Origin of the sequence: Hydrogenophaga sp. (assembly GCF_026125785.1) — a bacterium.
In the GTDB taxonomy this organism is placed as follows: domain Bacteria; phylum Pseudomonadota; class Gammaproteobacteria; order Burkholderiales; family Burkholderiaceae_C; genus Hydrogenophaga.
The window spans coordinates 43154-67334 of record NZ_JAHCKL010000013.1 but is presented as its reverse complement, the minus strand read 5'-3'; the positions used below and the strand labels follow the sequence as shown (position 1 = coordinate 67334).

Genomic DNA, 24181 nt, shown 5'->3' with positions numbered 1-24181 from the left:
TCAGAACCATGACAGAACTCGTCGTCCGCCGTCTCCTGATCGACCTGGAACAGCCGGTGCCACGCCATTGGTGCGCCAACGATGCGTTCCTCACCGCCTGGTTCAATGCCTTGTCCATGAGCTTTCCCATCGGAGAGCAGTTTTTCATCGACTCGGTGCGCCAAGGTTTGAAAGCACTGCCCCCCGACCAGCAGGCCGCATGGCAGGCGGAGGTGCAGGGCTTCGTGGGCCAGGAGGCCACGCACCGGCGCATCCACGCGCTGTTCAATGCGCAGATCGAAAAACACGGCCTCGCCAATGCCTGGGAGCCCCGTGCGCGCCAACGGCTGCAGCTTCTGCAAGGTACCGATCCGCGGCACGGCCTGGCCATCACCGCCGCCAATGAGCACTTCACGGCGCTGTTCGCGGAATGGCTGCTGTCGCACCCCGGTGTGCTCGACGGCAGCGAGCCGCGCCTGAAGACCCTGTGGCTTTGGCACAGCGCGGAAGAGGCCGAGCACAAGTGCACCGCCTTTGACCTCTACATGGCGCTCGGCGGCAGCCACCACTGGCGCGTGAAATGGATGCGGCGCGTGACGCTGATCTTCCTCACCGATGCCCTTCGCCAGACCGTGAACAACCTGCGGCATGACGGCACCTTGTGGCGCTGGAGCACTTGGCGCAACGCGGGGCGCCACCTGTTCGCGCGCGACGGACTGCTGCGAACCAGCCTTCGCCCGTGGCGCGCCTACTTCCGCCCGGACTTTCACCCCGCGCAGCAGCACAGCGAACTCTCGGCCCGGTGGCTGGAGAACAACCGCGACGCCTACACGCCGGTGGGCCGCCCGGAACCGGCCTGACACGGCCGGCCGGCGCTCGCCCAGGCGCGCCGGGAATACCCGCATGCCACAGGCATTTGCGGTCCGCACGCGAGCCCCTCGCCCATAATCTGCCCATGTCCGAACGCGTCATCCCCCTGATTGACCAGCGTCTGGTTTCACAGGCCGCCGCCATTCCGCCGCACCCCATCCCGGCCACCGGTCTGCTGGGCGATGCCTTGGGCCGGCCGCTGCGCGACCTTCGCATCAGCGTGACCGACCGCTGCAACTTTCGCTGCAGCTATTGCATGCCCAAGGACATCTTCGACAAGGACTATCCCTACCTGCCGCACAGCGCCCTGCTCAGCTTCGAGGAGATCACGCGCGTGGCACGCCAGTTCGTGGCACACGGCGTGCAGAAGATCCGCCTCACTGGCGGAGAACCGCTGTTGCGCAAGAACCTGGACATCCTGATCGGGCAGCTCGCCGCACTTCGCACGGTGCAAGGCGCGCCGCTGGACATCACGCTCACGACCAACGGGTCCTTGCTGGCGCGCAAGGCCAGCGCACTCAAGGCCGCAGGACTGCAGCGTGTGACGGTGAGCCTCGACGGGCTGGACGATGCCGTGTTCCGCGGCATGAACGATGTGGACTTTCCTGTCACCGACGTGTTGCAGGGCATCGAGGCGGCGCAGGCGGCGGGGCTCGGCCCGATCAAGGTCAACATGGTGGTCAAGCGTGGCACCAACGACCATGAGATCGTGCCGATGGCGCGCCACTTCCGCGGCAGCGGCATCGTGCTGCGCTTCATCGAGTTCATGGACGTCGGCGCGACCAATGGCTGGCGCATGGACGAGGTGCTGCCCAGCGCGGAGGTGGTTCGCCGCGTCCACGAAGCGTTCCCCCTGGTGCCGCTGCAGGCCTCTGCCCCGGGCGAAACGGCCGAGCGCTGGGCCTATGCCGACGGCGCGGGTGAGATCGGCGTCATCAGCAGCGTCACCCAGGCCTTCTGCCGGGACTGCAACCGCGCGCGCCTGTCCACCGAAGGCCAACTCTACCTCTGCCTGTTCGCCACCCAGGGCCACGATCTGCGCCACCTGATCCGCGGAGGCGCGAGTGACGAGGAACTGGCCAGTGCCATCGCGGCCATCTGGCAGCGGCGGGACGATCGCTACTCCGAACTGCGGGCCTCGCTCCCGCCCGAAGCGGCTGGCGGCCGGCGTCGCGTCGAAATGAGCTACATCGGAGGCTGACATAGGTCCTGGCGATATCACCGGTGTGGTGCTCGCGGGCGGGCGAGGCTCGCGCATGGGCGGCATCGACAAGGGCCTGCAACCCTTCCTGGGCAAGCCCCTGGCCCTGCACGCGCTGAGGCGCCTGCAAGCGCAGGAAGGCGATCTGCTGGGCCACCACCTGCTCAATGCCAATCGCAACCTCGACACCTACCTCGCCTTTGGTGTGCCCGTACATGCCGATGCGCTGCCCGACTTCGCCGGCCCGCTGGCGGGGTTCCTCAGCGGGCTGGCGCACAGCGAGTCGCCCTACGTGCTCACAGTGCCCTGCGACACACCGCTGTTTCCGCTCGATCTGGCGCGGCGCCTGGCGCAAGCCTTTGACCGGCCAGGCACCGAGATCGCCATGGCCGCCGCGCTGGAGGAAGACGGACAACTGCGCCCGCAACCCGTGTTCAGCCTGATGCGTCGCGGGTTGATGGACAGCCTGCTGCGCTTCACGCAAACCGGTGGACGCAGGGTGGACCACTGGACCGCCGAACATGAAACGCGGCTGGTGGCCTTCGACAAACCCACGGACAACCCGCGCGCCTTTTTCAACGCCAACACGCTGAGCGAGCTGAAGGCACTGGAAGACGACCCCGACCTGACATGAAGACCCTGGAGCAGATCGCTGCCGCCCTGGACAACTACGAACCCACGGCGTTGCACGCCGATGCCGTGGGGCTGTTTCTCGCCCGCTGGGTCGAGCCCCTGGCGCAAACGGAAGAACTCGGCATCCTGGAAGCCTTGGGGCGCGTGCTGGCGCAGGACGTGATCTCGCCCATCAGCGTGCCGCCCCACGACAACTCGGCCATGGATGGCTTCGCGCTGGATGGCGCGCTGCTGCGCGCCGGGCGGCCGCTTCGTCTGCGCGTGGCCGGGACCGCCCTTGCGGGCCGGGCCTGGAGCGGCCGGCTGGCTGGCGACGAATGCCTGAAGATCATGACCGGCGCCATCCTGCCGGCGGGCCTGGACACCGTCGTACCGGTGGAGCGCGTGCGCCTGGACGGGGCCTACGTGGAACTACCGGCCGACGCCGTCCGAGCAGGCGACAACCGCCGCCTGCTCGGCGAAGACCTGCGGGCCGGGCAGGCGGCTCTGCGCCAGGGTCAGGTCCTGGGCCCCGCCGCGCTGGGCCTGATCGCCAGCCTGGGCTTGCCCACGGTGCGTGTGTTCCGTCGCGCGCGCGTCGCCTGCTTTTCCACTGGCGATGAAATCCTCAGCCTGGGCGAGGCGCCGCGCGAAGGCGCCGTCTACGACAGCAACCGCTACACGCTGTTCGGCCTGCTCAGCCGCCTGGGCGTCGAGGTGGTCGATCTGGGCGCGGTGAAGGACGAGCCGGCACAACTCGAAGCGGCCTTCCGCGAAGCGGCGGCCAGGGCCGACGCGGTCATCACCACCGGTGGCGTGAGCATGGGAGAGGCGGACCACACCCGAGCCATGATGAAAAAGCTGGGCGATGTGGCCTTCTGGCGTATCGACATGCGACCCGGCAGGCCCATGGCGGTGGGTCGCATCGTTCAAGAAGACCGCAGCGCACTGCTGTTCGGCCTGCCTGGCAACCCGGTCGCGGCGATGGTGACCTTCCTCGCGTTCGTCCGCCCCGCCCTGCAGCGCCTCATGGGCTGCACGGCCTGCGCGCCGGTGCTGCTGCAGGCGCACTGTGCGGAGCCGCTGCGCAAGAAACCTGGCCGCACCGAGTACCAGCGCGGCATCGTCTCACGCACGGCAGAGGGTCAACTGAGCGTGCGCACCACCGGCCACCAGGGCTCTGGCGTGCTGCGCTCCATGGTGGAAGCCAACGGCCTCATCGTGCTGCCGCACGACCGCGGCGATGTTGCGGTGGGCGACACCGTCGAGGTGATGATGTTCGAAGGCGTGCTGTAGAGGCTCGCCGCCCCTCCTCCCACTGCCCCCATCGCTCACTTCGCCGGTATCGCGCCGGTGGGCTCTTCGTGGGTGGGCTTGGCTGGCTGGTGAGCCCGGTCGCGGGAGAGCAGTGTGTACATGGTGGGCACCACGAACACCGTGAGCAGCGTGCCCAGGCTCATGCCGCCCACGATGACCCAGCCGATCTGCTGGCGGCTCTCGGCGCCCGCGCCAGTGGCCAGCGCCAGCGGTATCGCGCCCAGCACCATGGCGCCCGTGGTCATCATGATCGGGCGCAGACGCAGGCCAGCCGCCTTCTTCACCGCCTCCAGTTTCTCCATGCCCTGCTCCCTGAGCTGATTGGAGAACTCCACGATCAGGATGCCGTGCTTGGTGATCAGCCCCACCAGCGTGATCAGCCCGATCTGGCTGAACACGTTGAGCGTGCCTCCCGTGAGCTTGAGCGCAAGCAAGGCCCCGAGCATGGACAGCGGCACCGACAGCATGATGATGAACGGGTCGATGAAGCTCTCGAACTGCGCCGACAGCACCAGGTAGATGAACAGCAGGGAGAGCACGAACACCATCGCCAGCGAGCCCGACGCATTGCGGAACTCCCGGCTCTGGCCGTTGAGATCGGTGGCGTAGCCCGCGGGAAGGATCTCGCGCGCGGTCTGTTCCATGAACTGAAGCGCTTCGCCCAGCGAGTAGTTGGGCGCGATGTTGGCGGTGATCGATGCGCTGCGGCGTTGGCCAAAGTGATTGAGCTCGCGCGGCACCACCACTTCGCGCGTGGTGATCAGCGAGGCCAGCGGAATCATGGCGTCACCGCGGCCACGCACGAACAGGCGGTCGATGTCCTCGGGCGTGCTGCGGTTGGCCGAGACGGTCTGCACCACCACGTCGTACTGCTCTCCGTCGCGCTTGTAGCGGGTGACGATGCGCCCGCCCAGCATGGTCTCGACCGTGCGCGCGATGACGTCCACGCCCACCCCCATGTCGGCGGCGCGTTCGCGGTCCACGTCCATGCGGATCTCGGGTTTGTTCAGCCGCAGGTCGGTGTCCACCTGCACCAGGCCGGGGTTCTGCGCCATGCGCTCCTGGAACTGGCGAACCACCGCCGACAGGTTCTCATAACTGTCGCCGGTGACGATGACGAAGTTCACCGGCCGCTCGCGAAAGCCCTGGCCCAGCGAGGGCGGCGTGATCGGGTACGCGCTGATGCCCGGCAGGCGCCCCATGGCCGGCGACATCGAGCGGGCGATGTCCATCGTGGTGCGGTCACGCTCTTCCCAGGCCTTACCGCGCATGACCACGCTGCCCTGCGCCACCGAGGGGTTGCCTACCACCGTGAAGATGCGGTCGAACTCGGGCTGCTCCATCGCCATTCTCTCGATGGCCTCGGCGTAGCGCCGCGTGTAGGCCAGCGTGGCGCCGTCCGGGCCGTTGATGTTGGCCAGCACCACCCCTCGGTCTTCCATGGGGGCGAGTTCGGAACGCGTGCTCTGCAGCAACCACCAGCTTGCGCCGGCACTGGCCAGCATCACGCCCACGACCAGCCAGCGCACCTTGAGCGAAGCGCCCAGTGCGCGCTCGTACCCCGATGTCAGCCGCACCAGCACGGACTCCATGAAGCGGTCGAAGCGGCTGGGCTTGTCCACATGGCGCAGCAGCTTGGAGCACATCATGGGCGACAGCGTGAGCGCGACGAAGCCGGAAACCACCACGGCACCGGCCAGGGCCAGCGCGAACTCCGCGAACAGCCGGCCTGTGCGGCCGGGCGTGAACGCCAGCGGCGCGTACACGGCCGCCAGCGTGAGCGTCATCGCGACAATGGCAAACCCGATCTCGCGCGCCCCTTTGATGGCGGCGTCAAAGGGTTTCATGCCTTCCTCGATGTGCCGGTAGATGTTTTCCAGCATCACGATGGCGTCGTCCACCACCAGGCCGATGGCCAGCACCAGCGCCAACAGCGTGAGCGTGTTGATCGAGAAGCCGAACAACGCCATCAGCGCGAACGAGCCGATCAGGCTCACGGGAATCGTGATCAGCGGGATCACCGAAGCGCGCAGCGTGCGCAGGAAGACGAATATCACCAGCGCCACCAGCACCACGGCTTCCAGGATGGTGGTGTAGACCGCCTTGATCGACCGGTCGATGAAGATAGAGTTGTCGTTAGCGACCTCGATGCTCACGCCCGCAGGCAGCTCTTCCATCACGCGCGGCAGCATCTGCTGCACGGCAGCGGAGAGCTCCAGTGGGTTCGCGGTCGCCTGGCGGATCACGCCCAGCGAGACCGCGTCGCGCCCGTTGTAGCGCACGGAGGTGCGTTCATCCTGCGGCGCCTGCTCCACGCGTGCGACATCACCAATGCGGATGGTCTGCCCGTTGATGGTGCGGATGCCGATGGCACGGAACTGCTCAGGCGTCTGCACGTCGGTCGCGGCGGTGACGTTGAACTCGCGCAGTGAACTCTCGATACGGCCGGCGGGCACCTCCAGGTTGGAGCGGCGCAGCGCATCCTCCACGTCCTGCACCGTAAGGCTGTAGGCCGCCAGGCGGTCCGGGTCCAGCCAGATGCGCATGGAGAAGCGGCGCTCGCCCCAGATGCGCACGTCGGCCGCGCCCGGCGCGGTCTGCAACCGGGGCTTGATCAGGCGGTTGGCCAGGTCGCTGAGCTCCAGCGGAGAGACGTTGTCGGAATTGAGCGCCAGCCAGATCACCGGCGTGGCATCGGCCTCGACCTTGGCGATCGTGGGCTCGTCCACGTCGCTGGGCAGCCGCTGGCGCACGCGGCTGACCTTGTCGCGCACGTCGGCGGCGGCGGAGTCCGGGTCGCGTTCGAGCTTGAAGCGCACCGTGATCTGGCTTTGTTCCTGGCGACTGATCGAGGTGATGATGTCCACGCCCTCGATGCCCGCCAGCGAGTCCTCCAGGACCTTGGTCACCTGCGACTCGATCACTTCGCTGGAGGCCCCGCCAAAGCGTGTGGTGACGGTGACGGTGGGTTCGTCGATGCGAGGGTATTCACGCACCGTCAGACCGTTGAAGGACACCAGCCCCACCAGCAGGATCAGCAGGGAAAGCACCGAGGCGAAGACCGGGCGCCGTATCGACAGTTCAGGCAGTTGCATGGAGACTCCCGTGCGAGGGATGCGTCATCGGGTCAGGGCTTGGTGCGGTTCTGGGCCGCTGGCGCGCCGCGCGCCATGTCGACCACGCGCACCGCGGTGCCATCGCGCTGCAGGCGCTGCTGGCCTGCAACCACCACCGTGTCGTTCGCGCCCAGGCCTTTGACGATCTCGACATCGGCGCCGCGCCGCATGCCCAGTTCGACCTCCACGCGGCGAGACACCATCTTTTTCGCGTCTCCCTGCCCTTGCTCGTCCAGCACGTAGACGAACTGCTTTCCACCCTGCGGGACCATGGCCTCCTCAGGCACCACCAGCGCGCCGTCGTTGACGGAGAACACAATGAGCACGCGCGCGAACATGCCAGGGCGCAGGTCGGAACCGCCGGTGCGCGGCATGGCGGCGCGCACGGAGATCGAGCGGCCGTTCGCGTCCAGCAAGGGATCCACCGCCACCACCTTGGCCTCGAAGCTTTTGCCGGGCAGCGCATCCAGCTGCACCTGCACCGCCTGGCCCGGTGCGATACGACTCTGGTAGCGCTCCGGCAGACGGAAATCCACCGTCAGCTGCGACGTGTCCTCGAGGTTGACCAAGGCATCGCCATCCTTGACGTACTGGCCTAGGTTGATGCTGCGCAGGCCCAGCGTGCCATCGAATGGGGCCGTGATGCGCATGCGCTGCAGGCGCGCTTCGGCCAGCGCAACCTGGGCCTCGGCCACCTGCAGATTGGCCTGGCTCTCATCCACCACGCGCTGTGCCACGAAGTTCTGCGCCACGAGTTCCTGGTTGCGTTTGAGGTTGGCCCGCGCAATGGAGAGCTGGGCCTGGGCCTGGCTGAGTTCGGCACGCTGCAGGGTGTCGTCGAGCTGCACCAGCACCTGGCCTGCGCGCACCTGGGCGCCGTCCGCGAACGCGATGCGGGCAACGCGCCCGGCGGTCTCGGGCTTGACGGTCACGCTCTGGCGCGAGCGCAGGGATCCCACAGCTTGCGCATCGTCCCGCAGCGAGACCGTCTTCACCTTGGCGACCTCCACGCTGGGAGCGCCCCCTGCACCGCCGCCACTTCCGCCGCCTCCCTGGGGTGCCGATGCCGGCACCTTGGCCGCTGACCCGGCGCTGGCGCCAGCACGGTGCTGGTTCTGGTACCACCAGGCCGCACCCGAGGCCAGGCCGATACCGGCCACGGCCACCACCACATACAGCGCCTTGTTCGCCATGAATGAATACGCCCCAGGGGAAATTGCACACCCAACGACCGAGCCAACTGGACGTTGACACGTCAAAGAAACGAAATGTAGCAGTGCTGAGCCACGGCGGCAGTGAGAAGTTCCTCATTCCGAGCGCACTGAGGGTCCATGGCCCAGGCACCCCAACGCTCGGTCGTCAATTCGGCACCCCGCGGTTGGCCAGGGCATCGGCCCGCTCATTGCCGGCATTGCCTGCGTGCCCCTTGACCCAGTGCCATTCGATCTGGTGCACGCCGCTGTGCACCAGCGCGTCCAGCTTCTGCCACAACTCGGCGTTCTTGACCGGCTGTTTGGCCGCCGTGACCCAACCCTTGCGTTTCCAGCCGTGAATCCACTCGGTGATGCCCTTGCGCACGTACTCGCTGTCCAGATAGAGCGAGACCCGGCACGGGCGCTTGAGGGCGCTCAAGGCTTCGATCACGGCGGTGAGTTCCATGCGGTTGTTGGTGGTGCTGGGCTCGCCGCCCCAGAGTTCCTTCTCCAGCCCGTCGGACTTCAGGTACGCACCCCAGCCGCCAGGGCCAGGATTTCCCTTGCACGCGCCGTCGGTGTAGATCACCACATGTTTCAAGCCAGGCTCCTTCAAAAATGCAAAAAGTAAAGATGGTGTAAAGCAGCCCGCAAACGGACTCAGCCGGGCGTCTCAGCGGCGGTTGGCCACCTGCACGGGTGCCGCCGCGCCGGCCCGGCGGGGCTTCCAGGCCGGGCCCAGCAGACGCATCCCGCGCACGCGCTTGACCGCCACCATGAAATACACGGCGCCAAAGATCGGCCAGGAGCGGGCCCCGGCGCGGTCCAGCCAGGCGTAGCGCTGCAGCCATTTTTCGCTGCGCACCGCCGGCCGGTAACAGCCGAAGCGGTCGGCCTCCACCTCGAAGCTGAGCAGCCGCAGCCAGTCGCGCAGGCGCCAGGGGCCGATGAATTCGCCCGCTTCGGGCAGGTAGAGACTGGACGCACCCAGCGCGGTAATGCCCAGCTGCGCGCACAAGCGGCCGCGCGCCTGCCGAAAACCCCACAGGCTGGCCGGGTTGAAACCCGACACCACCACGCGCCCCTCGGGCACCAGCACGCGCTCCACCTCGCGCAGCACCTGATGGGGATCGGCGCTGAGCTCCAGGGTGTGGGGCAGCACCACCAGGTCCAGGCTGGCCGCGGGAAACGGCAGCGCGGCCGCGTCGGTGACCAGGGCTGCGCGCGGGCTCGGGGCGGGCTCGGATTCCGGGGCCAGCGGCAACTCGGGCGCCGCCAGCCAGCGGTGCGGCATGCGGTTGCTGCGCAGCGTTTCCAGCTCGGGCAGTCCCAGTTGCAAGGCATTGAACCCAAACAGGTCGACGGCGGCCTGGTCGAATTGGGTCTGCTCCCAGTCCAGCAGGTAGCGGCCTGGCGCGGTCCCGAACCACTCGGTCAACCCTATAATTTTTGCGGTCATGGTGTGTAAAGCCGGGCGCGCGCCCGGCCCGAAGTCTGCGACACTGCGGGACGCCGCAACGGCCAGCCCGCACTCTACACGCCCCCACCCGAAATCCAGCGCCAGCCGATGCACCTCACCCCCATTCCCGCCTTCAGCGACAACTACATCTGGGCCTTGCACGATGGTGAACGGGCGCTGGTGGTCGATCCGGGCGAGTCAGAGGGTGTGGTCGCCTGGCTGCGGCGCCAGAACCTGCGGCTGGAAACCATCCTCATCACCCACCACCACCCGGACCACACCGGCGGCGTGGCCGCGCTGCGCGAGGCCACGGGCGCCCAGGTGACAGGGCCGGCGCGCGAGCGCATGCCCGAGCCGCTGCGCCGCGTGGGCGGTGGCGACGAGGTGAACGCCATGGGCCTGCGCTTCGAAGTGATCGATGTGCCCGGCCATACCGCCGGGCATATCGCCTACTACGCGGCACACGCCGAAGGCGCGCCACTGCTGTTCTGTGGCGACACCCTGTTCTCGGGCGGCTGCGGCCGGCTGTTCGAAGGCACGCCCGCCCAGATGCTGGATTCACTCTCCCGCCTGGCCACGCTGCCAGACGACACGCGCGTCTGCTGCACGCACGAGTACACGCTGTCCAACCTGCGCTTCGCGCGAGCGGTCGAACCGCACAACGCCGACCTCGCGGCCTACCAGCGCAGCTGTGAAGCCCTGCGCGCGCAGAACTTTCCCACTCTGCCCAGCTCCATCGGCCTGGAAAAACGCATCAACCCCTTTCTGCGGGCAACGCAGGCCGAGGTGGTGCGGTCCGCCCAGGCCCATGCGCCGGGCCAACCCACCGATGCCGTGAGCGTGTTCGCCACGCTCCGGGAATGGAAGAACGTATTTTGATGACCCTTTCCCCGCCTGCCAGGACCCCATCCCGCTGGCTGCTGAGCGCCGGCATCGCACTCCTGCTGGTGCTCTCGGGCTGCGCCACCTCGCTGCCGCCGTCCGCACCCGCATCCACCCCCGCACCTCAAAGCGCCCCCGCCGCATCTTCGACCCCCTCGCTGCCGGTCTATCCTCAGGCCCCGCTGAGTTCCATCGGCACCGCCGAGACCCGCCCTCCCGCCGTGGCCAGCCTCGCCGCCCCCGCGGATCTCTGGGACCGCATCCGCCGCGGTTTCGCCATGCCCGACCTGCAGGGTGACCTCGTGCGCGACCGCGAACAGTGGTATGCCACGCGGCCGGACTACATCCAGCGCATGACCGAGCGCTCCAGCCGCTACCTGTTCCACATCGTCGAAGAGATCGAGCGCCGCAACCTGCCCATGGAGCTGGCCCTGCTGCCCTTCATCGAGAGCGCGTTCAATCCGCAGGCGGTCTCCAGCGCGCGTGCCGCCGGCATGTGGCAGTTCATGCCGGCCACCGGCGAGTCGTTCGACCTCAAGCAGAACGTGTTCCGGGACGACCGGCGCGACGTGCTGGCCTCCACCCGCGCCGCGTTGGACTACCTGCAACAGCTCTACGCCCGCTTTGGCGACTGGCACCTCGCGCTGGCCGCCTACAACTGGGGACAGGGCAATGTGAACCGCGCCATCACCCGCAACCAGCGCCAGGGCGAGCCCACCGGCTACACCGATCTGGCCATGCCCGCAGAAACCCGCCTCTATGTGCCCAAGCTGCAGGCGGTCAAGAACATCATCGCCCGGCCCGAGGCCTACAACACCACCCTGCCCTTGATCGGCAACCACCCCTTCTTTGACACCGTCACGATCAGGCGCGACATGGACGTGGCCGTCATCGCCAGGCTGGCGGGCATCAGCGAGGCCGATTTCCGCGTGCTCAACCCCTCGCTCAAGCAACCCATGGTGATGGCGGCGGGCACGCCCAACATCCTGCTGCCCTGGGACAACGCGGTGATCTTCGAGGACCACCTGCAGAGCTACGCCGGTCCCCTGGCCAGTTGGACCGCATGGGTGGTGCCCAGCACCATGACCGTGGCGCAGGCGGCCGCGCGCACCGGCATGACCGAAGCCGAGCTGCGCCGCGTGAACAACATCCCGCCGCGCATGCAGGTGCGCGCGGGCTCCAGCCTGCTGGTACCGCGCTCGGACCGCCACCATGGCGACGTGCCGGTGCACGTGGCCGACAACGCCAGCCTCAGCCTGCAGCCAGAGATCGTGCTCACGCGCACCACGGTGCGCGCGCGCCAGGGCGAAAACCTTGCGCGCCTGGCGCGTCGGCACGGCGTGAGCCCGGTCAGCGCGGCCGAATGGAACAAGCTCGCCGTCAATGCCCCGCTCAAGGCGGGTCAGCGCATCACCCTCCTGTTGCCCAAGCGGGCCGCGGTGGCCAGTGCCGCCAAGAAGGCACCCGCCCAGCGGACGTCCACCGCCAAGGCCTCGGCCAGCAAAGGCAAGACCCAGGCCACCACCACCGTGGCCAGCAAGACCGCCAAGGGCAAGACCAAGGCCAGCAGCAGCGGCCACAGCAACAGCAAGACGCGCGTCGCCTCCAGCACCAAGCCAGAGCGCAAGCCCTGAAACAGCCACAGGCTTCAGGGCTGGTCAGGCCCTGAAGCGCGCCTTGGCTTTGCGGGCGAAGTCATTGGTGAAGGTGCGCGCGAGGTCCACGCGCCGCACCGACTCGGGCTCCTCGAACAGTGCCAGCATGCGCGCTGCGGTGGCAGGACCGGCCTCGGGCATGAGACCGTCCACCGTCCAGGCCTCACGCACGCGCGCAAACGCTGCGAGGTAGAGCGCACGGTCTCCGTGGAAGTAGCGCTCGGGCACCGCCTTGATCAGATCCGACGGACCTGCTGTCTGTAGCCACTTCAACGCGTGCACCAGGGCATCGGCCATGGCCTGGCTGACCTTGGGTTGCTGGGTCAGGAACTCGACCGGCGCACACAGGCAGCCCGAAGGCATGGGCCCACCGAAAACCTCGGCCGTGCCGCGCGTGCTGCGCGTGTCGACCACCACCCGCAATTCGCCCCCCTGCTCCAGCTCGGTCACAGTCGGATCGGTGTAGCTGATGGCATCCAGTTGGCCCCGCCGAAAGGCCTGCAGGGCCAGAGCCGGCGATGGCTGGGCCACGTACTGCACCTCACCAGGCCGCAAGCCGGCCTTGCCCAACACGAGGCTGGCCACGCGGTGCGAGGCCGAGCCGTCGGCGACCACGCCCACGCGCCGCCCGCGCAGGTCGGCCAGTTCGCGGAAATGCCCCATGGTCTTGATCGAGATGCCCAGCACCACCTGCGGTGCCCGACCCTGCAGCACGAAGGACTGGAAGCTCTGCCCCCGGGCCTGCAAGCTGATGGCGGAGCTGTAGGAGGCAGAGAGCACCTGAGCCGCTCCACCCAGCACCGCCTGCGTGGCTTGCTGGGCGTCGGCGAACTCGCGCACATCCACGTCCAGCCCTTCCTGCGCAAAGAAGCCCAGCCGCTCCGCAATGGTCAGTGGCAGGTAGCAGAACGAGGCGCGGTCATAGGCCGCGATCACCTGGCGTGCGGCGGCGACCCGCGCAGCCGGGGCAGAGGCGCCTTGCGCACGCAGGGGCGGCAGCGCGGTGGCCAAGGCCCCCAGCGCAAAGGCTCGACCCCAATGTCGGCGACTCCACATGACCCGGCATTCCTCTCTGGATAAGCTGCGTATATCGGGTCTTGAGACTAGAGGCGGGGCGCGAGTTCCGCATCGGGACCATTCCCGACCGGGTTTGTACCGAGCCCAAAAGCACGCGCCGATGTAACAAAAAGACCTTGCCCGTTTCGGCGGGTTTCAGGCAAAAAGAATGGCAACGTTCACCAGAAACGCCAGCGCCCAGATGAGGCTGCGCGCAGTGGCCATGTCGGCCACGTACATCATGATGTAGAGCAGGCGCAGCACGACGAACACGAAGGCCAGCACGTCCACACGGATCTGCGTGGCGCCCAGTTGGTGCGCGATGACCACCGCGCCGATGAAGAAGGGCAACGCCTCGAAGCTGTTGGCCTGCGCGGCGTTGGCGCGTGCGCGCCAACCGGTCTGGCGCGACATCCAGGCACGCGGATCGTGGTTGTCGAACCCGCCCTCGCGCCGCGGCTTGCCCAAAGCGCCCGACTTGGCCAGCCAGCCACACACCAAGGGCAGCAGGGCCGCCACCAGCACCGACCAGTAGGCCACCGTCAATCCAGCGATCTTCATGGGTTCCTTCCTCGCGGACCGCTCAGCGCCGGTCCACCAGTGCATGGGCAATGGTGCCCAGGTCCACGTACTCCAGCTCACTGCCCACCGGCACCCCCCGCGCCAGCCGCGTCACCTGCACGCCACTGCCCTTGAGCGCCTGCGCGATCAGGTGGGCCGTGGTCTCGCCTTCGGCGGTGAAGTTGGTCGCCAGAATCAGCTCGCGCACGGCGGGCTCCTCGGGCACGGTGCCCGCGACGCGGTCGAAAAGTTTCTGCAATCCGATGTCGCGCGGGCCCACGTCATCGAGCGGACTGAGCTTGCCCATGAGCACGAAGTACAGCCCCTTGTAGGCCCCGGTGCGTTCCATCGCCGCCTGGTCTGCCGGCGTCTCCACCACGCACAGCTGCCCGTGGTCACGCCGCGGGTCGCGGCAGGTGGCGCAGACCTCGTCTTCCGTGAAGGTGTGGCAGAGCGCGCAATGCTTCACCGTGGTCACGGCGTGGTCCAGCGCACGCGCCAGTTGCTGGGCGCCCTGCCGGTCGTGCTGCAGCAAATGAAAAGCCATGCGTTGCGCCGACTTCACCCCCACACCCGGCAGGCGGCGAAGCGCCTGCACGAGCACCTCCAGCGAATGGTTGTCGGCCATGGCGAGCAGGCGGCGGACGTGCTCAGAACGGGAACTTCATGCCGCCAGGCAGGCCCGGCATGCCGGCGGTGATCTTGCCCATCTTTTCGTTGGAGGTTTCTTCTGCCTTGCGCACGGCGGCGTTGAAGGCCGCGGCCACCAGGTCTTCGAGCATGTCCTTGTCATCGGCCAGAAGACTGGGATCGATGGTCACGCGCTTGACGTCGTGCTTGCAGGTCATGACCACCTTCACCAGACCCGCGCCGGACTCGCCCGTCACTTCGATGTTCGCCAGTTCTTCTTGCGCCTTCTTGAGGTTGTCCTGCATCGCCTGGGCCTGCTTCATGAGGCCGGCGAGTTGTCCTTTGTTGAACATGGTCTTCCTTGTGTCTGTCTGAATGAGAGAGAAATGGCCAGCGCGCCTCAGACGCTGCTGGCCTTGAGCGTGCCGGGCACGATTTTGCCGCCAAAGTCGCGCATCATCGCCTGCACGAACGGGTCGCCCAGGATCACGGCCTCGGCTTCCTGCTGACGCCGCTGGGCCTCGTAGGCCAGACGGCGCGCAGGTGAGTCGGTGACGGTCCCGATCTCCACCGCCAGACGCACCTCGTGGCCCAGGGTCTTGAGGGCGTTCGCCAGCCGTTCGCGGCCATTGCCCTGGTTGAGCGATTCGCGCTCCACGCGCAGCAGCCACTGGCCCTCGTCACGCGCCACGAGCTGCGACTGCAGCCCGAGTTCGCGCACCAGCGCGGTAATTGCTTCGGCCTTGACCAGTTGCATCACCGTCTCGAACCAGAAATCCCCCTCCACGCTGCCGCCAGGGGCCGCCGGCAGCAAGGCCAGCGCACCGCGCTCGGCGCGCGGTTGCGGCTGGTCCAGCGGCCCGGGGTCGCCGGCATCGCGCACAGGCACGGCCACCACGCGGCGCGGCGCCGGGCTGGCTTCCTCCCAGGGTGGGCCATCGTCGTCAGGCCAGGGGGCCTCGTCCAGTTCGGCCGGTGGTGCGGGCTCGGCGGCGCGGGGTGGTGTGCTCACGACCGGCACGGCGCGCGTAGGCGGCACGGGCACCACGGCAGGCGGCCGGGCCACCACCGGCATCGGCACCGGCACCGGCGCCGCAGGCGCCACCGCCGGAGCAGCCGCCACCACGGGCGGCGTTTCAGCCGTTTTCAGTGTTTTTTTTTCCGCCGGGGCCGCCGCGGCCGACCCACCGGGCTTGAAGGCCAGCAAGCGCAGCAGCACCATGGTCAAGGCGGCGTACTCGTCGGGCGCGAGGCCCAGCTCCGCACGGCCATGCAGGCACAGGCTGTAGAGCAGTTGCGTCTCGTCGGCCGGCAGCGCCTGGGCCAGTTCGGCAATGCGCAGCTCGTCCGGGTCGTCATGGTCTTCGGCTGGCGCACGCCCAGGCACGGCCTGCAGCACCGCCATGCGCTGCAACACACCGGTCATTTCCTCCAGGGTGGACGCCGCGCTCAGGCCGTTGACGCGCAACGCCTCGGCCGTATCCACCACATCGGCTCCGTCGCCACGCGCCAGCGCATCGATGAGGCGCAGCACATACGAGCGGTCCACCGCCCCCAGCATCTGGCGCACCGCCGCTTCCTGCAACTGGCCACCGCCAAAGGCAATCGCCTGGTCGGTGAGGGAAAGCGCGTCGCGCATGGAGCCGCGCGCGGCGCGCGACAGCAGCCGCAGAGCCTGCACGTCGGCCGTCACCTGTTCGGCCTGCAGCACCTGCTGCAGGTGCTCCAGCACCGTCTCGGGTGCCATGGGGCGCAAGTTGAACTGCAGGCAGCGGGAGAGCACCGTCACCGGCACCTTCTGCGGGTCGGTCGTGGCCAGCACGAACTTCAGGTACTCGGGCGGCTCCTCCAGCGTCTTCAGCATGGCGTTGAAAGCCGTGTTGGTCAGCATGTGGACTTCGTCGATCATGAAGACCTTGAAACGCCCCTGCACCGGCTTGTAGACCGCCTGCTCCAGCAGCGCCTGGACCTCGTCCACACCCCGGTTGGAAGCGGCGTCCAGCTCGGTGTAGTCCACGAAGCGCCCACTGTCGATGTCGGTGCAGGCCTGGCAGACACCGCAGGGCTCGGCGGTGATGCCGCCCTGCCCGTCCGGCCCCACGCAATTGAGCGACTTGGCCAGGATGCGCGAGACCGTGGTCTTGCCCACGCCGCGCGTACCGGTGAACAGGTACGCGTGGTGAAGCCGCTGGGACGTCAACGCGTTCGAAAGCGCCTGCACCACATGCGCCTGCCCCACCATTTCGGCAAAGGTCTTGGGGCGGTACTTGCGGGCGAGCACGAGATAGGACATGCCCCGCATTCTACGGGGCACCCCCCGGCGGCCCGCCCCGGCGATCCCGGATAATCCCCCCATGTCATCCCCCACCTCCCCCGCCGCCGAAGGCACGCTGAGCTACGAACAGGCCGGCGTCAACTACGACCTGATCGACCCCCTGAAAGTGGCAGCCCAGCGCGCCGCCGCCGCCACCGGCGCCCACCTGGGCGCACACGGATTCTCTGAAATCGCCGCCTCCCGCGGCGAATCCGCCTACGTGGTGGACGTGGGCCCGTTCTACCTCGCCAGCATCGTCGAATGCCTGGGCAGCAAGGCCCTGGTGGCCGACGAAATGGCACGCCTGACCGGCCGCAGCTACTACGAAGGCATCGCGCAGGACACCATCGCCATGGCGATCAACGACCTCATCACCGTGGGCGCCACGCCCCTGGTGGTGCAGGCCTACTGGGCCGCCGGCGGCAGCGACTGGTTTGGCGACGCCCGGCGCGCCCAGGCCCTGGTGGCCGGCTGGAAGAAAGCCTGTGACACCTGTGGCGTGGCCTGGGGCGGCGGCGAGACCCCCGCGCTCGCCGGCATCGTGGAGCCCGGCCGCATCGACCTCGCCGCGTCCTGCACCGGCCTCATCAACCCCAAGGAACGCCTCTCCGTCGGTGACCGCCTGGGCGCGGGCGACGCCATCGTGCTGCTGGCCTCCAGCGGCATCCACGCCAACGGCCTGAGCCTGGCGCGCAAGCTGGCCGAACGCCTGCCGCAGGGCTACCTCACCGAAGTCACCCCCGGCCTGAGCTACGGCGAAGCCCTGCTCGCGCCCACCGTGCTCTACTCCCCCGTGACCGAAGCGCTCTACCGCGCCGGCATCACCCCGCGCTACTGCGCCAACATCACCGGCCACGGCTGGCGCAAGTTGCTGCGCCACCCCGCAGAACTCACCTACCGCATCACCCGCATCCCCGAAGTGACGCCCGTGCTCAAGTTCATGCAGCAGCACGCCAAACAGGACGACCGCGAGGCCTACAGCACCCTCAACATGGGCGCCGGCTTCGCACTCTTCGTCCACGCCGACGAAGCCGAACGCACGGTGGAAATCGCCCGTGCACAAGGCGTGTCCGCCCTGGTCGCCGGCCAGGTCGAAGCCGGCCCCAAGCAACTCATCATCGAACCCATCAACGTCACCTTCGGCAACGAGGACTTGCAATTGCGCTGACCAGGCGCCCCCCTCACCTCGCCTACAATAGCCCTCGACGGGCCTTCCCGCATGGTGAAGCGGCCAACCGGGTCAGGTGGGGAACCAAGCAGCCCTAACTGTGTAGCCAGTGCCGGGGTCAAGGCTCGTCACCCTTCTATAAAAAACCTGTTGTGCATCAACAGGTTGTCGAGACCAAAGGCCTCATAAGGCCCTCTTGTAGCACCCGACTGTGACACGTTGCGTTCAACGTGAGGTCACATGGCAGGTTTGACCGGTCTCTGTATGAGTCGAAACACCGCCGACCAAAAGAAAGCCCGAGAGATCGCGTTTGTCCGCATTGCACGGGAAGCCTTGCCCGGAGTGTGGCCTCATGAGTTGGGAGAAGAAGTACCGGGTGAAAGTCCAGATGTGATGCTTGCGGGAGGCTCTGTCGGAATCGAGGTGACGGAACTCGTGAATGAGACGGTAAAGAGCGGCGAGGCACAGCGACGGAAAGTGTGCACTAGAGCGCGGAACATCGCCCATCTGGGACTCGGCATAGATGTCGCTGTTTTGTTTCAGCGCGAGATCGATCTGGCACGAACTGTCGATAGAGAGGACGCTGCGCGGCAGATCGCAGAACTCGTGCTTCAGCACGCCTCAGGCCGTGAAAGTAAAGATTGGAAAGTTCGGGTCGATTGCTTGGGGTCTCCTCTCTGGACCTACGTATCGACCGTATTTATTCACTATATTGAGGACTGGCAGTTCGAGCGGTGGCACTCGGTGAAGGCGTGGTCGGTTGGCTCTCTAGACCCGGCGAGACTCCGCAAGGCGATACATGGGAAAGAACCCAAGCTGAGTGCGTACCGCCAAAAGACGTCAACCGTCTATCTGCTCATCGTCGCAGAGGGATTCACAGGCTCCACGGCGGTGCACATCCCCTCCCACACATTGGAGGCCACATACTCAACCGGCTTCGACGGTGTGGTCCTGCTCGACAGAGCTATGGGTCAAGCACACCTTCTTGCGACAACGCGGCCAACGAGCATTGCAACGACGTAGGTTCTGGAGTTGGAGTTGGACTCGGCTAGCATGGGGTTCGCACCGCCCTGTATCACTTGCGACGAATAAAAATCTCACAAGTTATTTATTTAGTTGTATTTTTCAGCAACTTGGCAATGCCAAGGCTCGTCACCCTCCCTTCCCCCATCCCGAATGACCGCTCGCAATCCCAGCCACATCCACAGTTGGCACGCCCACGTCTACTTCGATGCCGCTTCGCGCGATGCTGCGTGGGCCTTGCGTGAACTGGTGGGGCTGGAGTTGGCGGCGAGGGTGGAGATGGGGCGGTTTCATGAGCGGCCTGTGGGGCCTCATCCGGCTTGGAGCTACCAGTTGGCCTTTGAGCCGGCGAATTTCAGCCATGTGGTGGGCTGGCTGGCCCTGAACCATGGGGGGCTGGATGTGTTCATCCACCCCAATACCGGCGACGAGCTGGGTGACCACCGCGACAGTGCGCTGTGGCTGGGCCGGTCCTATACGCTGGATCTGTCGGTGCTGGGTGGTAGCTGAGACGGTGTGAGCTCTGTGGCGAGGTAGGCGAGCACGCCCTGCCCGGCCACCACGCCGCTGGCCAGGCAAGCGGTCAGCAGGTAGCCGCCGGTGGGCGCTTCCCAGTCCAGCATCTCTCCCGCACAGAACAGGCCCGGGCACGCCGACACCATGAGGTGCTCGTCCAACCCGTCCAGCCGCACCCCGCCTGCGGTGCTGATGGCTTCGTCGATCGGCCGCGCCTGCGCCAGCGTGACGGGCAGGGCCTTGAGCGCGCCGGCAAGCCGGGCCGGGTCGTGCAGGCTGGCTTTGTCCAGCAGTTCGTTGACGATGGCCATCTTGATGCCGTCCAGACCCAGCCGGCTTTTGAGGTGGCTGGAGACACTGCGCGAGCCCCGTGGGTGGGCCACCTGGGCCAGCACCTGCTCGGGCGTGCGGTCGGGGAGCAGGTCCAGCTCGAAGCGGGCCTGCCCGTGGTCTTGGATCTGTTCGCGCAGCAGGCTGGAAGCGGCATAGACCAGGCTGCCCTCCACGCCGGTGGCGGTGGCGACAAACTCGCCCTTGCGGTGGAACAGCACCTGACCCGCGTCGTCTCGCACGCGGATGGCGACCGACTTGAAAGGCTGGCCCGCATGGCGTTCGGCAAAGAACGGGGTCCAGCCACCCACCACGTCGAAGCCGCAGTTGCTGGGTTGCAGCGGTGCCACGGGCACACCCGCGGCCTGCAGCCACGGGAACCAGGCGCCGTCTGAGCCCAGACGCGCCCAGCTGGCACCACCGAGCGCCAATACCGTGGCACGCGCCTGGACCGTGCGTTCGCCCTGCGGGGTGCCCAGGCGCAGCGCGCCCTCTGGCGTCCAGCCCAGCCAGCGGTGGCGCATGTGCAGTTGCACCGGTGCGCCACCGGGCGCTGGGTGCCGCAGGCGGTGCAGCCAGGCGCGCAGCAGCGGTGCGGCTTTCATGTCGGACGGAAATACGCGCTGGGAGCTGCCCACGAAGGTGTCTATGCCCAGCCCGTTCGCCCAGTCGCGCACGGCCTGCGGACCGAACGCCTGGAGCCATGCCTGCACGCGTGTTGCCTGCCTGCCATAGCGGGACACGAAGGCGGGCAAGGGTTCGGCGTGGGTGAGGTTCATGCCGCCTTTGCCTGCCAGCAGGAACTTGCGCCCCACCGAAGGCATGGCGTCGAACACGTGCACGGACACGCCGGCGCGGCTCATCACCTCTGCCGCCATCAGGCCGGCGGGGCCACCGCCGATGACGGCCACTTCCAAGAACGTTTCCGAAACGGGATTGCTCATGACGAGGACGGGAGTTCGATCAGGTGGCCCTGGGCATTGATGAAGGCCAGGCGCACGGGTTCACCAGGCCGTGCGGCGACCATGGCCTCGCGGTAGCGCTGCATCTGCGCCAGCAACTCGGGCTGCTGCTGTGGCTGGGCGGCGCTCTTGAAATCCAGCACCCACCAGTCGCCCGTGTCTCGTCGGCGCACCAGGCGGTCCAGCCGCCACGACTGGCCTTCGTGGAACAGCGCCACCTCGTTGCCCCAGTGCCGAAGCTGGTCGGCATCCCAGGCCCACGCAGCGGGACCGGAGACGATGCGGCGGGCCATGGCCAGGGCTTCGCGGGCCAGCGGGGCATCCAGCTCGAACTCGCGCGCCACGGCCTGCACATGGACGTCGCTCCAGGTGAAGTCCCGCACCGGTGTGGGCCGCCATTGCAACAGCCGGTGCATCGCCAGGCCGAGGCGCGTGGCGGTGTCGTCGCGCGCCTCGGTGGGCTCCACGGGCGCGCGCGGCGGCACCATGGCCGCGTCCAGCGCGGGCAGGCACGGCAGGCTGGGAATGGGCATGGCCGACTGCGCGGCCTCGGTGATGGGCACCGGCACGCTGGGCACGGCATCGGCCCGCGGCTGCAGGCGCTCGTACCAGGTGGTGTTCTGCGCGCTGCGCTGGTGGGGCTGGAAACTCGAGATCACCAGGCGCGTCGCGGCGCGTGTGATGGCAACGTAAAGCGCGTTGAGTTCTTCGAGCGAACGGGCCTGCTGCTCAATGGCCAGCGCGTCGGCGGCGCATGCGGGTGGCTGCTTCTCGCTGGCGAGAAAGACGAAGCGGCGCGGCGCCGGGTCTTCGCCCGGCCAGTCGACGAGCACGCCCATGCTTTCCGGGCGCGCGCTGCCGGTATCGGTGTCCAGCATCAGCACGGTGTGCGCCTCCAGCCCCTTGGCGCCATGGATGGTGAGCAGGCGCACGGCACCGGGCGTGTGCACCGGTGTGGCCTTGATGCCACCGGCTTTGAGCGCGCGCACCAGGCGGTACGGCGTCAGGAAACGCCCGCCTTCCAGCGCCAGCGACTGGGAGAGCAGGTCGCGCAACTGCGCCTGGACGGCCAGCCGCTGTGCGGCGGGCACGGCTTGGGCGAAGCGAGCGAGAACATCGCCCTGGGCATAGATGGCCGAGAGCGCGTCGTGCGGGGGCAGCGCCCATACCCATTCGCGGTAGCGGGCAAGGCGTTGTGCGGCATCGGTGATGCGGACGGCGCGGGCGGAGTCCCCTGCGGCACTCACCTGATCGGCGCTGGCCAGCCCGGCCAGCCGCTGCATCACGTCCCACCAGGACAGGCGAGCCGGCGCCTCCAGGCTGCCGGGGGCGCGGGCCGGCGACCATTGCTGCCGCAGACGCGCCAATTGCGCGAGGTCGTCGTCGTGCCAACCGAACAGCGGTGACTTCAGCGCGCGTGCCAGGCTCAGGTCGTGGCCGACGGAGACGAGCACGTCGAGCAGCGCCACCACGTCCTGCACGGCCGGTGCGTCGCCCAGTTCGAGCTTCTCGGGTTGCTCGCTGGCCACCCCGCGCTCACGCAAGGCCTCGAACATCCAGGTCAGGCGTTCGCGCCGGCGCGAGAGCACCATCACCTCGTCCGGGCGCACCCGCCCGGCGGCGATTTCACCGACCACCCAGTCGGCCGCCTGCGCGGCCTCGCGCGACGCCATGCTGTCCTCAGGCGTCACGCGGGGGGTCAGCAGGCTGTCACGCCAGCCGTCGTCCGCTGCCTCGGCGGCCGGTTCCCGGGTATCACGCGCCAGTTGGGGCAGGCACAGCACGGCGCCGTCTTCCCTGCTCTCGGTGGTGTGGGCTCGGAAGTCGCTGCTGTACTGCCCTTGCTGGACCGCCTCGCTCATCACGCTGTTGAGTGCGACCACGACCGCTGGCGCACAGCGCCGCGTGTGGTCGCAACTGAGCAGCGCGCCGCCCAGCCCTTCCACCACGAAGGCCTGTGCCGCCTTGAACACCTGCGGCTCCGCGCGGCGAAAGCGGTAGATCGATTGCTTGGGGTCGCCCACCAGGAACACGCCCGGGGCTTCACCTGCGCCCGCACCTGCGTAGGCGGAGAGCCAGCCGTAAAGCGCCTGCCATTGCAGCGGATTGGTGTCCTGGAATTCGTCGATGAGCACGTGTCGCACGCGCGCATCCAGACGCTGCTGCAGCCAGCCCGAGAGCTCGGCGTCACCCAGCAGCCGGCGCGCCGCCCCTTCCACGTCGTTCATGTCCACCCAGCCGCGTTCGCGCTTGAGCTGGGCGTAGCTCTGCAACAGCGCGCGGGTGAGACGGGCCATGCGATGGTGGTGCAGCCAGGCCGTGTGCTGCGCCTGGGCCGCCACGGTGCGCTGGGCCAGATCCTGCGCGGTGCGCACCGAGTCGATGCCAGCGATCTTTTCGCCGAACTTGCGCGGCTCGCCTTTCTGCGTCAACAGGGCATCGAGCACGCCTGCGGCATCGCCGCCGTCCAGCGCCTGCGCAAGCTCGCGGCCTTTGGCGGCAAAGCTCGGGGCACTGGCACCAGCCAGCGCCTGCGCGGCTTCGCGCAAGAGGGTCTGGGCACGGGCGTCCCGCACCAGCCATTGCCGGGGCTCCCCCTCCGTACCTGCGAATTCCGGGAACAGCTCCGCCACCGGCTCCACCGACGTGTCCACCACGCCCGCTGCGTCGGCCAGCGCGAACTCCACGCGTTTCTGCAAGGCCTTCCTCAAGGCGTTGCCCATCTGCGCGCGGCCGTGCAGAGCCACGCACGCCATGAAGTCCTGCCGCAGCGGAGGTGCTTCGTTGAGCGCGGCGTAAAACCGTGGCCACACGAGGCTCACGGCTTTTTCGTCGTCCTCCAGCAGTTCGTATTGCAGAGGCAGTTGCAGCGACTGCAGCACGCTCAGCGGCGCGCCACGCAGCAAGGCCGCAAACCAGCCGTGAAAGGTGCGCACCTGTACCGGGCGCCCCTGGGCCACCACCTGCGCCTGCAGGGCGCGTGCCTGCGGTACACGCTGCCGTGCCATGTCCGCCGGCAGCCCGCGCGCTCGCAGTTCGGCGGCCAGGGCACTGTCGTCCAGTTGGCTCCAGCGCCGCAACTCGGCGTCAAGGCGTTCGCGCATCTCGCCAGCGGCCTTGCGGGTGAAGGTGATGGCCAGGATGTCCTGAGCGGCGCAGCCGTCCAGCAGCGCGCGCAGCATGCGCGACACCAGCATCCAGGTCTTGCCTGCGCCGGCACAGGCCTCCACCGCCACGCTGCGAGCAGGGTTGCACGCGACAGCGTAAAAAGCCTCGCGCGCCGTGAGCACGCCGTCGATGCGGTAGGCCGCCTGGTCCAGCGGGTTCATGGGAACAC

General features: G+C 67.9%; 20 protein-coding genes and 1 other RNA gene. 9 read left to right on the top strand and 12 right to left on the bottom strand.

Annotated elements, in window-relative coordinates; genetic code table 11:
- The first annotated feature begins 8 nt into the window (after window positions 1-8).
- The 4 genes from KIT53_RS13360 (at window position 9) to glp (ending at window position 3958) form a co-directional block, all read left to right on the top strand.
- Window positions 9-839: a metal-dependent hydrolase gene (locus tag KIT53_RS13360; RefSeq protein WP_297753213.1), complete on the top strand. Its 831-nt coding sequence runs from the start codon at window positions 9-11 to the stop codon at window positions 837-839.
- 95 nt (window positions 840-934) lie between these two features.
- The gene (gene moaA / locus KIT53_RS13355; protein WP_297753211.1) at window positions 935-2050 is read left to right on the top strand and encodes a GTP 3',8-cyclase MoaA; all 1116 of its coding nucleotides are present in this window, start codon (window positions 935-937) and stop codon (window positions 2048-2050) included.
- 1 nt (window position 2051) lies between these two features.
- Window positions 2052-2684 (top strand): molybdenum cofactor guanylyltransferase MobA, encoded by a 633-nt coding sequence (mobA, locus tag KIT53_RS13350; RefSeq protein ID WP_297753303.1) that lies wholly within the window; start codon window positions 2052-2054, stop codon window positions 2682-2684.
- A complete protein-coding gene (glp, locus tag KIT53_RS13345; RefSeq protein ID WP_297753209.1) occupies window positions 2681-3958 on the top strand; it encodes a gephyrin-like molybdotransferase Glp in 1278 nt (425 codons plus the stop codon). The genes mobA and glp overlap by 4 nt, the downstream gene beginning before the upstream one ends.
- A 35-nt stretch (window positions 3959-3993) precedes the next feature.
- Here the strand turns inward: glp and KIT53_RS13340 are convergent, their stop codons facing one another.
- The 4 genes from KIT53_RS13340 to KIT53_RS13325 form a co-directional block, all read right to left on the bottom strand.
- On the bottom strand, window positions 3994-7074 hold the full coding sequence (locus KIT53_RS13340; protein ID WP_297753207.1) for an efflux RND transporter permease subunit: 3081 nt from the start codon (window positions 7072-7074) through the stop codon (window positions 3994-3996).
- Window positions 7075-7106: 32 nt separating this feature from the next.
- A complete protein-coding gene (locus tag KIT53_RS13335; protein WP_297753205.1) occupies window positions 7107-8288 on the bottom strand; it encodes an efflux RND transporter periplasmic adaptor subunit in 1182 nt (393 codons plus the stop codon).
- A gap of 166 nt (window positions 8289-8454) precedes the next feature.
- Window positions 8455-8889, bottom strand: a complete 435-nt coding sequence (gene rnhA / locus KIT53_RS13330; RefSeq protein ID WP_297753204.1) for a ribonuclease HI — start codon at window positions 8887-8889, stop codon at window positions 8455-8457.
- 72 nt (window positions 8890-8961) lie between these two features.
- Window positions 8962-9747 (bottom strand): class I SAM-dependent methyltransferase, encoded by a 786-nt coding sequence (locus KIT53_RS13325; RefSeq protein WP_297753202.1) that lies wholly within the window; start codon window positions 9745-9747, stop codon window positions 8962-8964.
- Between the two features lie 108 nt (window positions 9748-9855).
- Here KIT53_RS13325 and gloB point away from each other — a divergent pair, with 108 nt between their 5' ends.
- Together gloB and KIT53_RS13315 are read left to right on the top strand one after the other, a co-directional pair.
- Complete coding sequence (gloB, locus tag KIT53_RS13320; protein WP_297753200.1) at window positions 9856-10626, top strand: hydroxyacylglutathione hydrolase; 771 nt, start codon at window positions 9856-9858, stop codon at window positions 10624-10626.
- Window positions 10626-12263, top strand: a complete 1638-nt coding sequence (locus KIT53_RS13315) for a transglycosylase SLT domain-containing protein (RefSeq protein ID WP_297753198.1) — start codon at window positions 10626-10628, stop codon at window positions 12261-12263. Before gloB ends, KIT53_RS13315 begins: the two co-directional genes overlap by 1 nt.
- A 24-nt stretch (window positions 12264-12287) precedes the next feature.
- On the opposite strand, the gene KIT53_RS13310 is transcribed toward KIT53_RS13315, so the two are convergent.
- The 5 genes from KIT53_RS13310 to dnaX form a co-directional block, all read right to left on the bottom strand.
- Window positions 12288-13340 carry an ABC transporter substrate-binding protein gene (locus tag KIT53_RS13310; RefSeq protein WP_297753196.1) on the bottom strand — a complete coding sequence of 351 codons (1053 nt, stop codon included), beginning with the start codon at window positions 13338-13340 and terminating at the stop codon, window positions 12288-12290.
- A gap of 156 nt (window positions 13341-13496) precedes the next feature.
- On the bottom strand, window positions 13497-13901 hold the full coding sequence (locus KIT53_RS13305) for an MAPEG family protein (RefSeq protein WP_297753194.1): 405 nt from the start codon (window positions 13899-13901) through the stop codon (window positions 13497-13499).
- 22 nt (window positions 13902-13923) lie between these two features.
- Window positions 13924-14529 carry a recombination mediator RecR gene (recR, locus tag KIT53_RS13300; RefSeq protein ID WP_297753192.1) on the bottom strand — a complete coding sequence of 202 codons (606 nt, stop codon included), beginning with the start codon at window positions 14527-14529 and terminating at the stop codon, window positions 13924-13926.
- A 22-nt stretch (window positions 14530-14551) separates the two neighbouring features.
- Entirely contained in the window at window positions 14552-14884 is a 333-nt protein-coding gene (locus tag KIT53_RS13295) for a YbaB/EbfC family nucleoid-associated protein (RefSeq protein ID WP_297753190.1), read from the bottom strand.
- A 47-nt stretch (window positions 14885-14931) separates the two neighbouring features.
- On the bottom strand, window positions 14932-16824 hold the full coding sequence (gene dnaX, locus KIT53_RS13290; RefSeq protein ID WP_297753188.1) for a DNA polymerase III subunit gamma/tau: 1893 nt from the start codon (window positions 16822-16824) through the stop codon (window positions 14932-14934).
- A gap of 61 nt (window positions 16825-16885) precedes the next feature.
- Between dnaX and KIT53_RS13285 the strand changes: the two genes are divergently transcribed.
- Both KIT53_RS13285 and ffs read left to right on the top strand, forming a co-directional pair.
- Window positions 16886-18013, top strand: a complete 1128-nt coding sequence (locus KIT53_RS13285) for an AIR synthase related protein (protein ID WP_297753186.1) — start codon at window positions 16886-16888, stop codon at window positions 18011-18013.
- Window positions 18014-18049: 36 nt separating this feature from the next.
- An RNA gene (gene ffs / locus KIT53_RS13280) (signal recognition particle sRNA small type) lies at window positions 18050-18146 on the top strand.
- Between the two features lie 92 nt (window positions 18147-18238).
- Here the strand turns inward: ffs and KIT53_RS13275 are convergent.
- The gene (locus KIT53_RS13275) at window positions 18239-18631 is read right to left on the bottom strand and encodes a hypothetical protein (protein ID WP_297753184.1); all 393 of its coding nucleotides are present in this window, start codon (window positions 18629-18631) and stop codon (window positions 18239-18241) included.
- Window positions 18632-19189: 558 nt separating this feature from the next.
- On the opposite strand from KIT53_RS13275, the gene KIT53_RS13270 reads away from it, so the two are divergent.
- Complete coding sequence (locus tag KIT53_RS13270; protein ID WP_297753182.1) at window positions 19190-19546, top strand: DOPA 4,5-dioxygenase family protein; 357 nt, start codon at window positions 19190-19192, stop codon at window positions 19544-19546.
- Here KIT53_RS13270 and KIT53_RS13265 read toward each other — a convergent pair.
- Both KIT53_RS13265 and KIT53_RS13260 read right to left on the bottom strand, forming a co-directional pair.
- Window positions 19510-20799, bottom strand: a complete 1290-nt coding sequence (locus tag KIT53_RS13265) for a TIGR03862 family flavoprotein (protein ID WP_366521919.1) — start codon at window positions 20797-20799, stop codon at window positions 19510-19512. The genes KIT53_RS13270 and KIT53_RS13265 overlap by 37 nt on opposite strands.
- Before the next feature lie 23 nt (window positions 20800-20822).
- Window positions 20823-24173, bottom strand: coding sequence for a UvrD-helicase domain-containing protein (locus KIT53_RS13260; RefSeq protein ID WP_297753180.1), 3351 nt, complete (start codon window positions 24171-24173; stop codon window positions 20823-20825).
- Window positions 24174-24181: the final 8 nt, after the last annotated feature.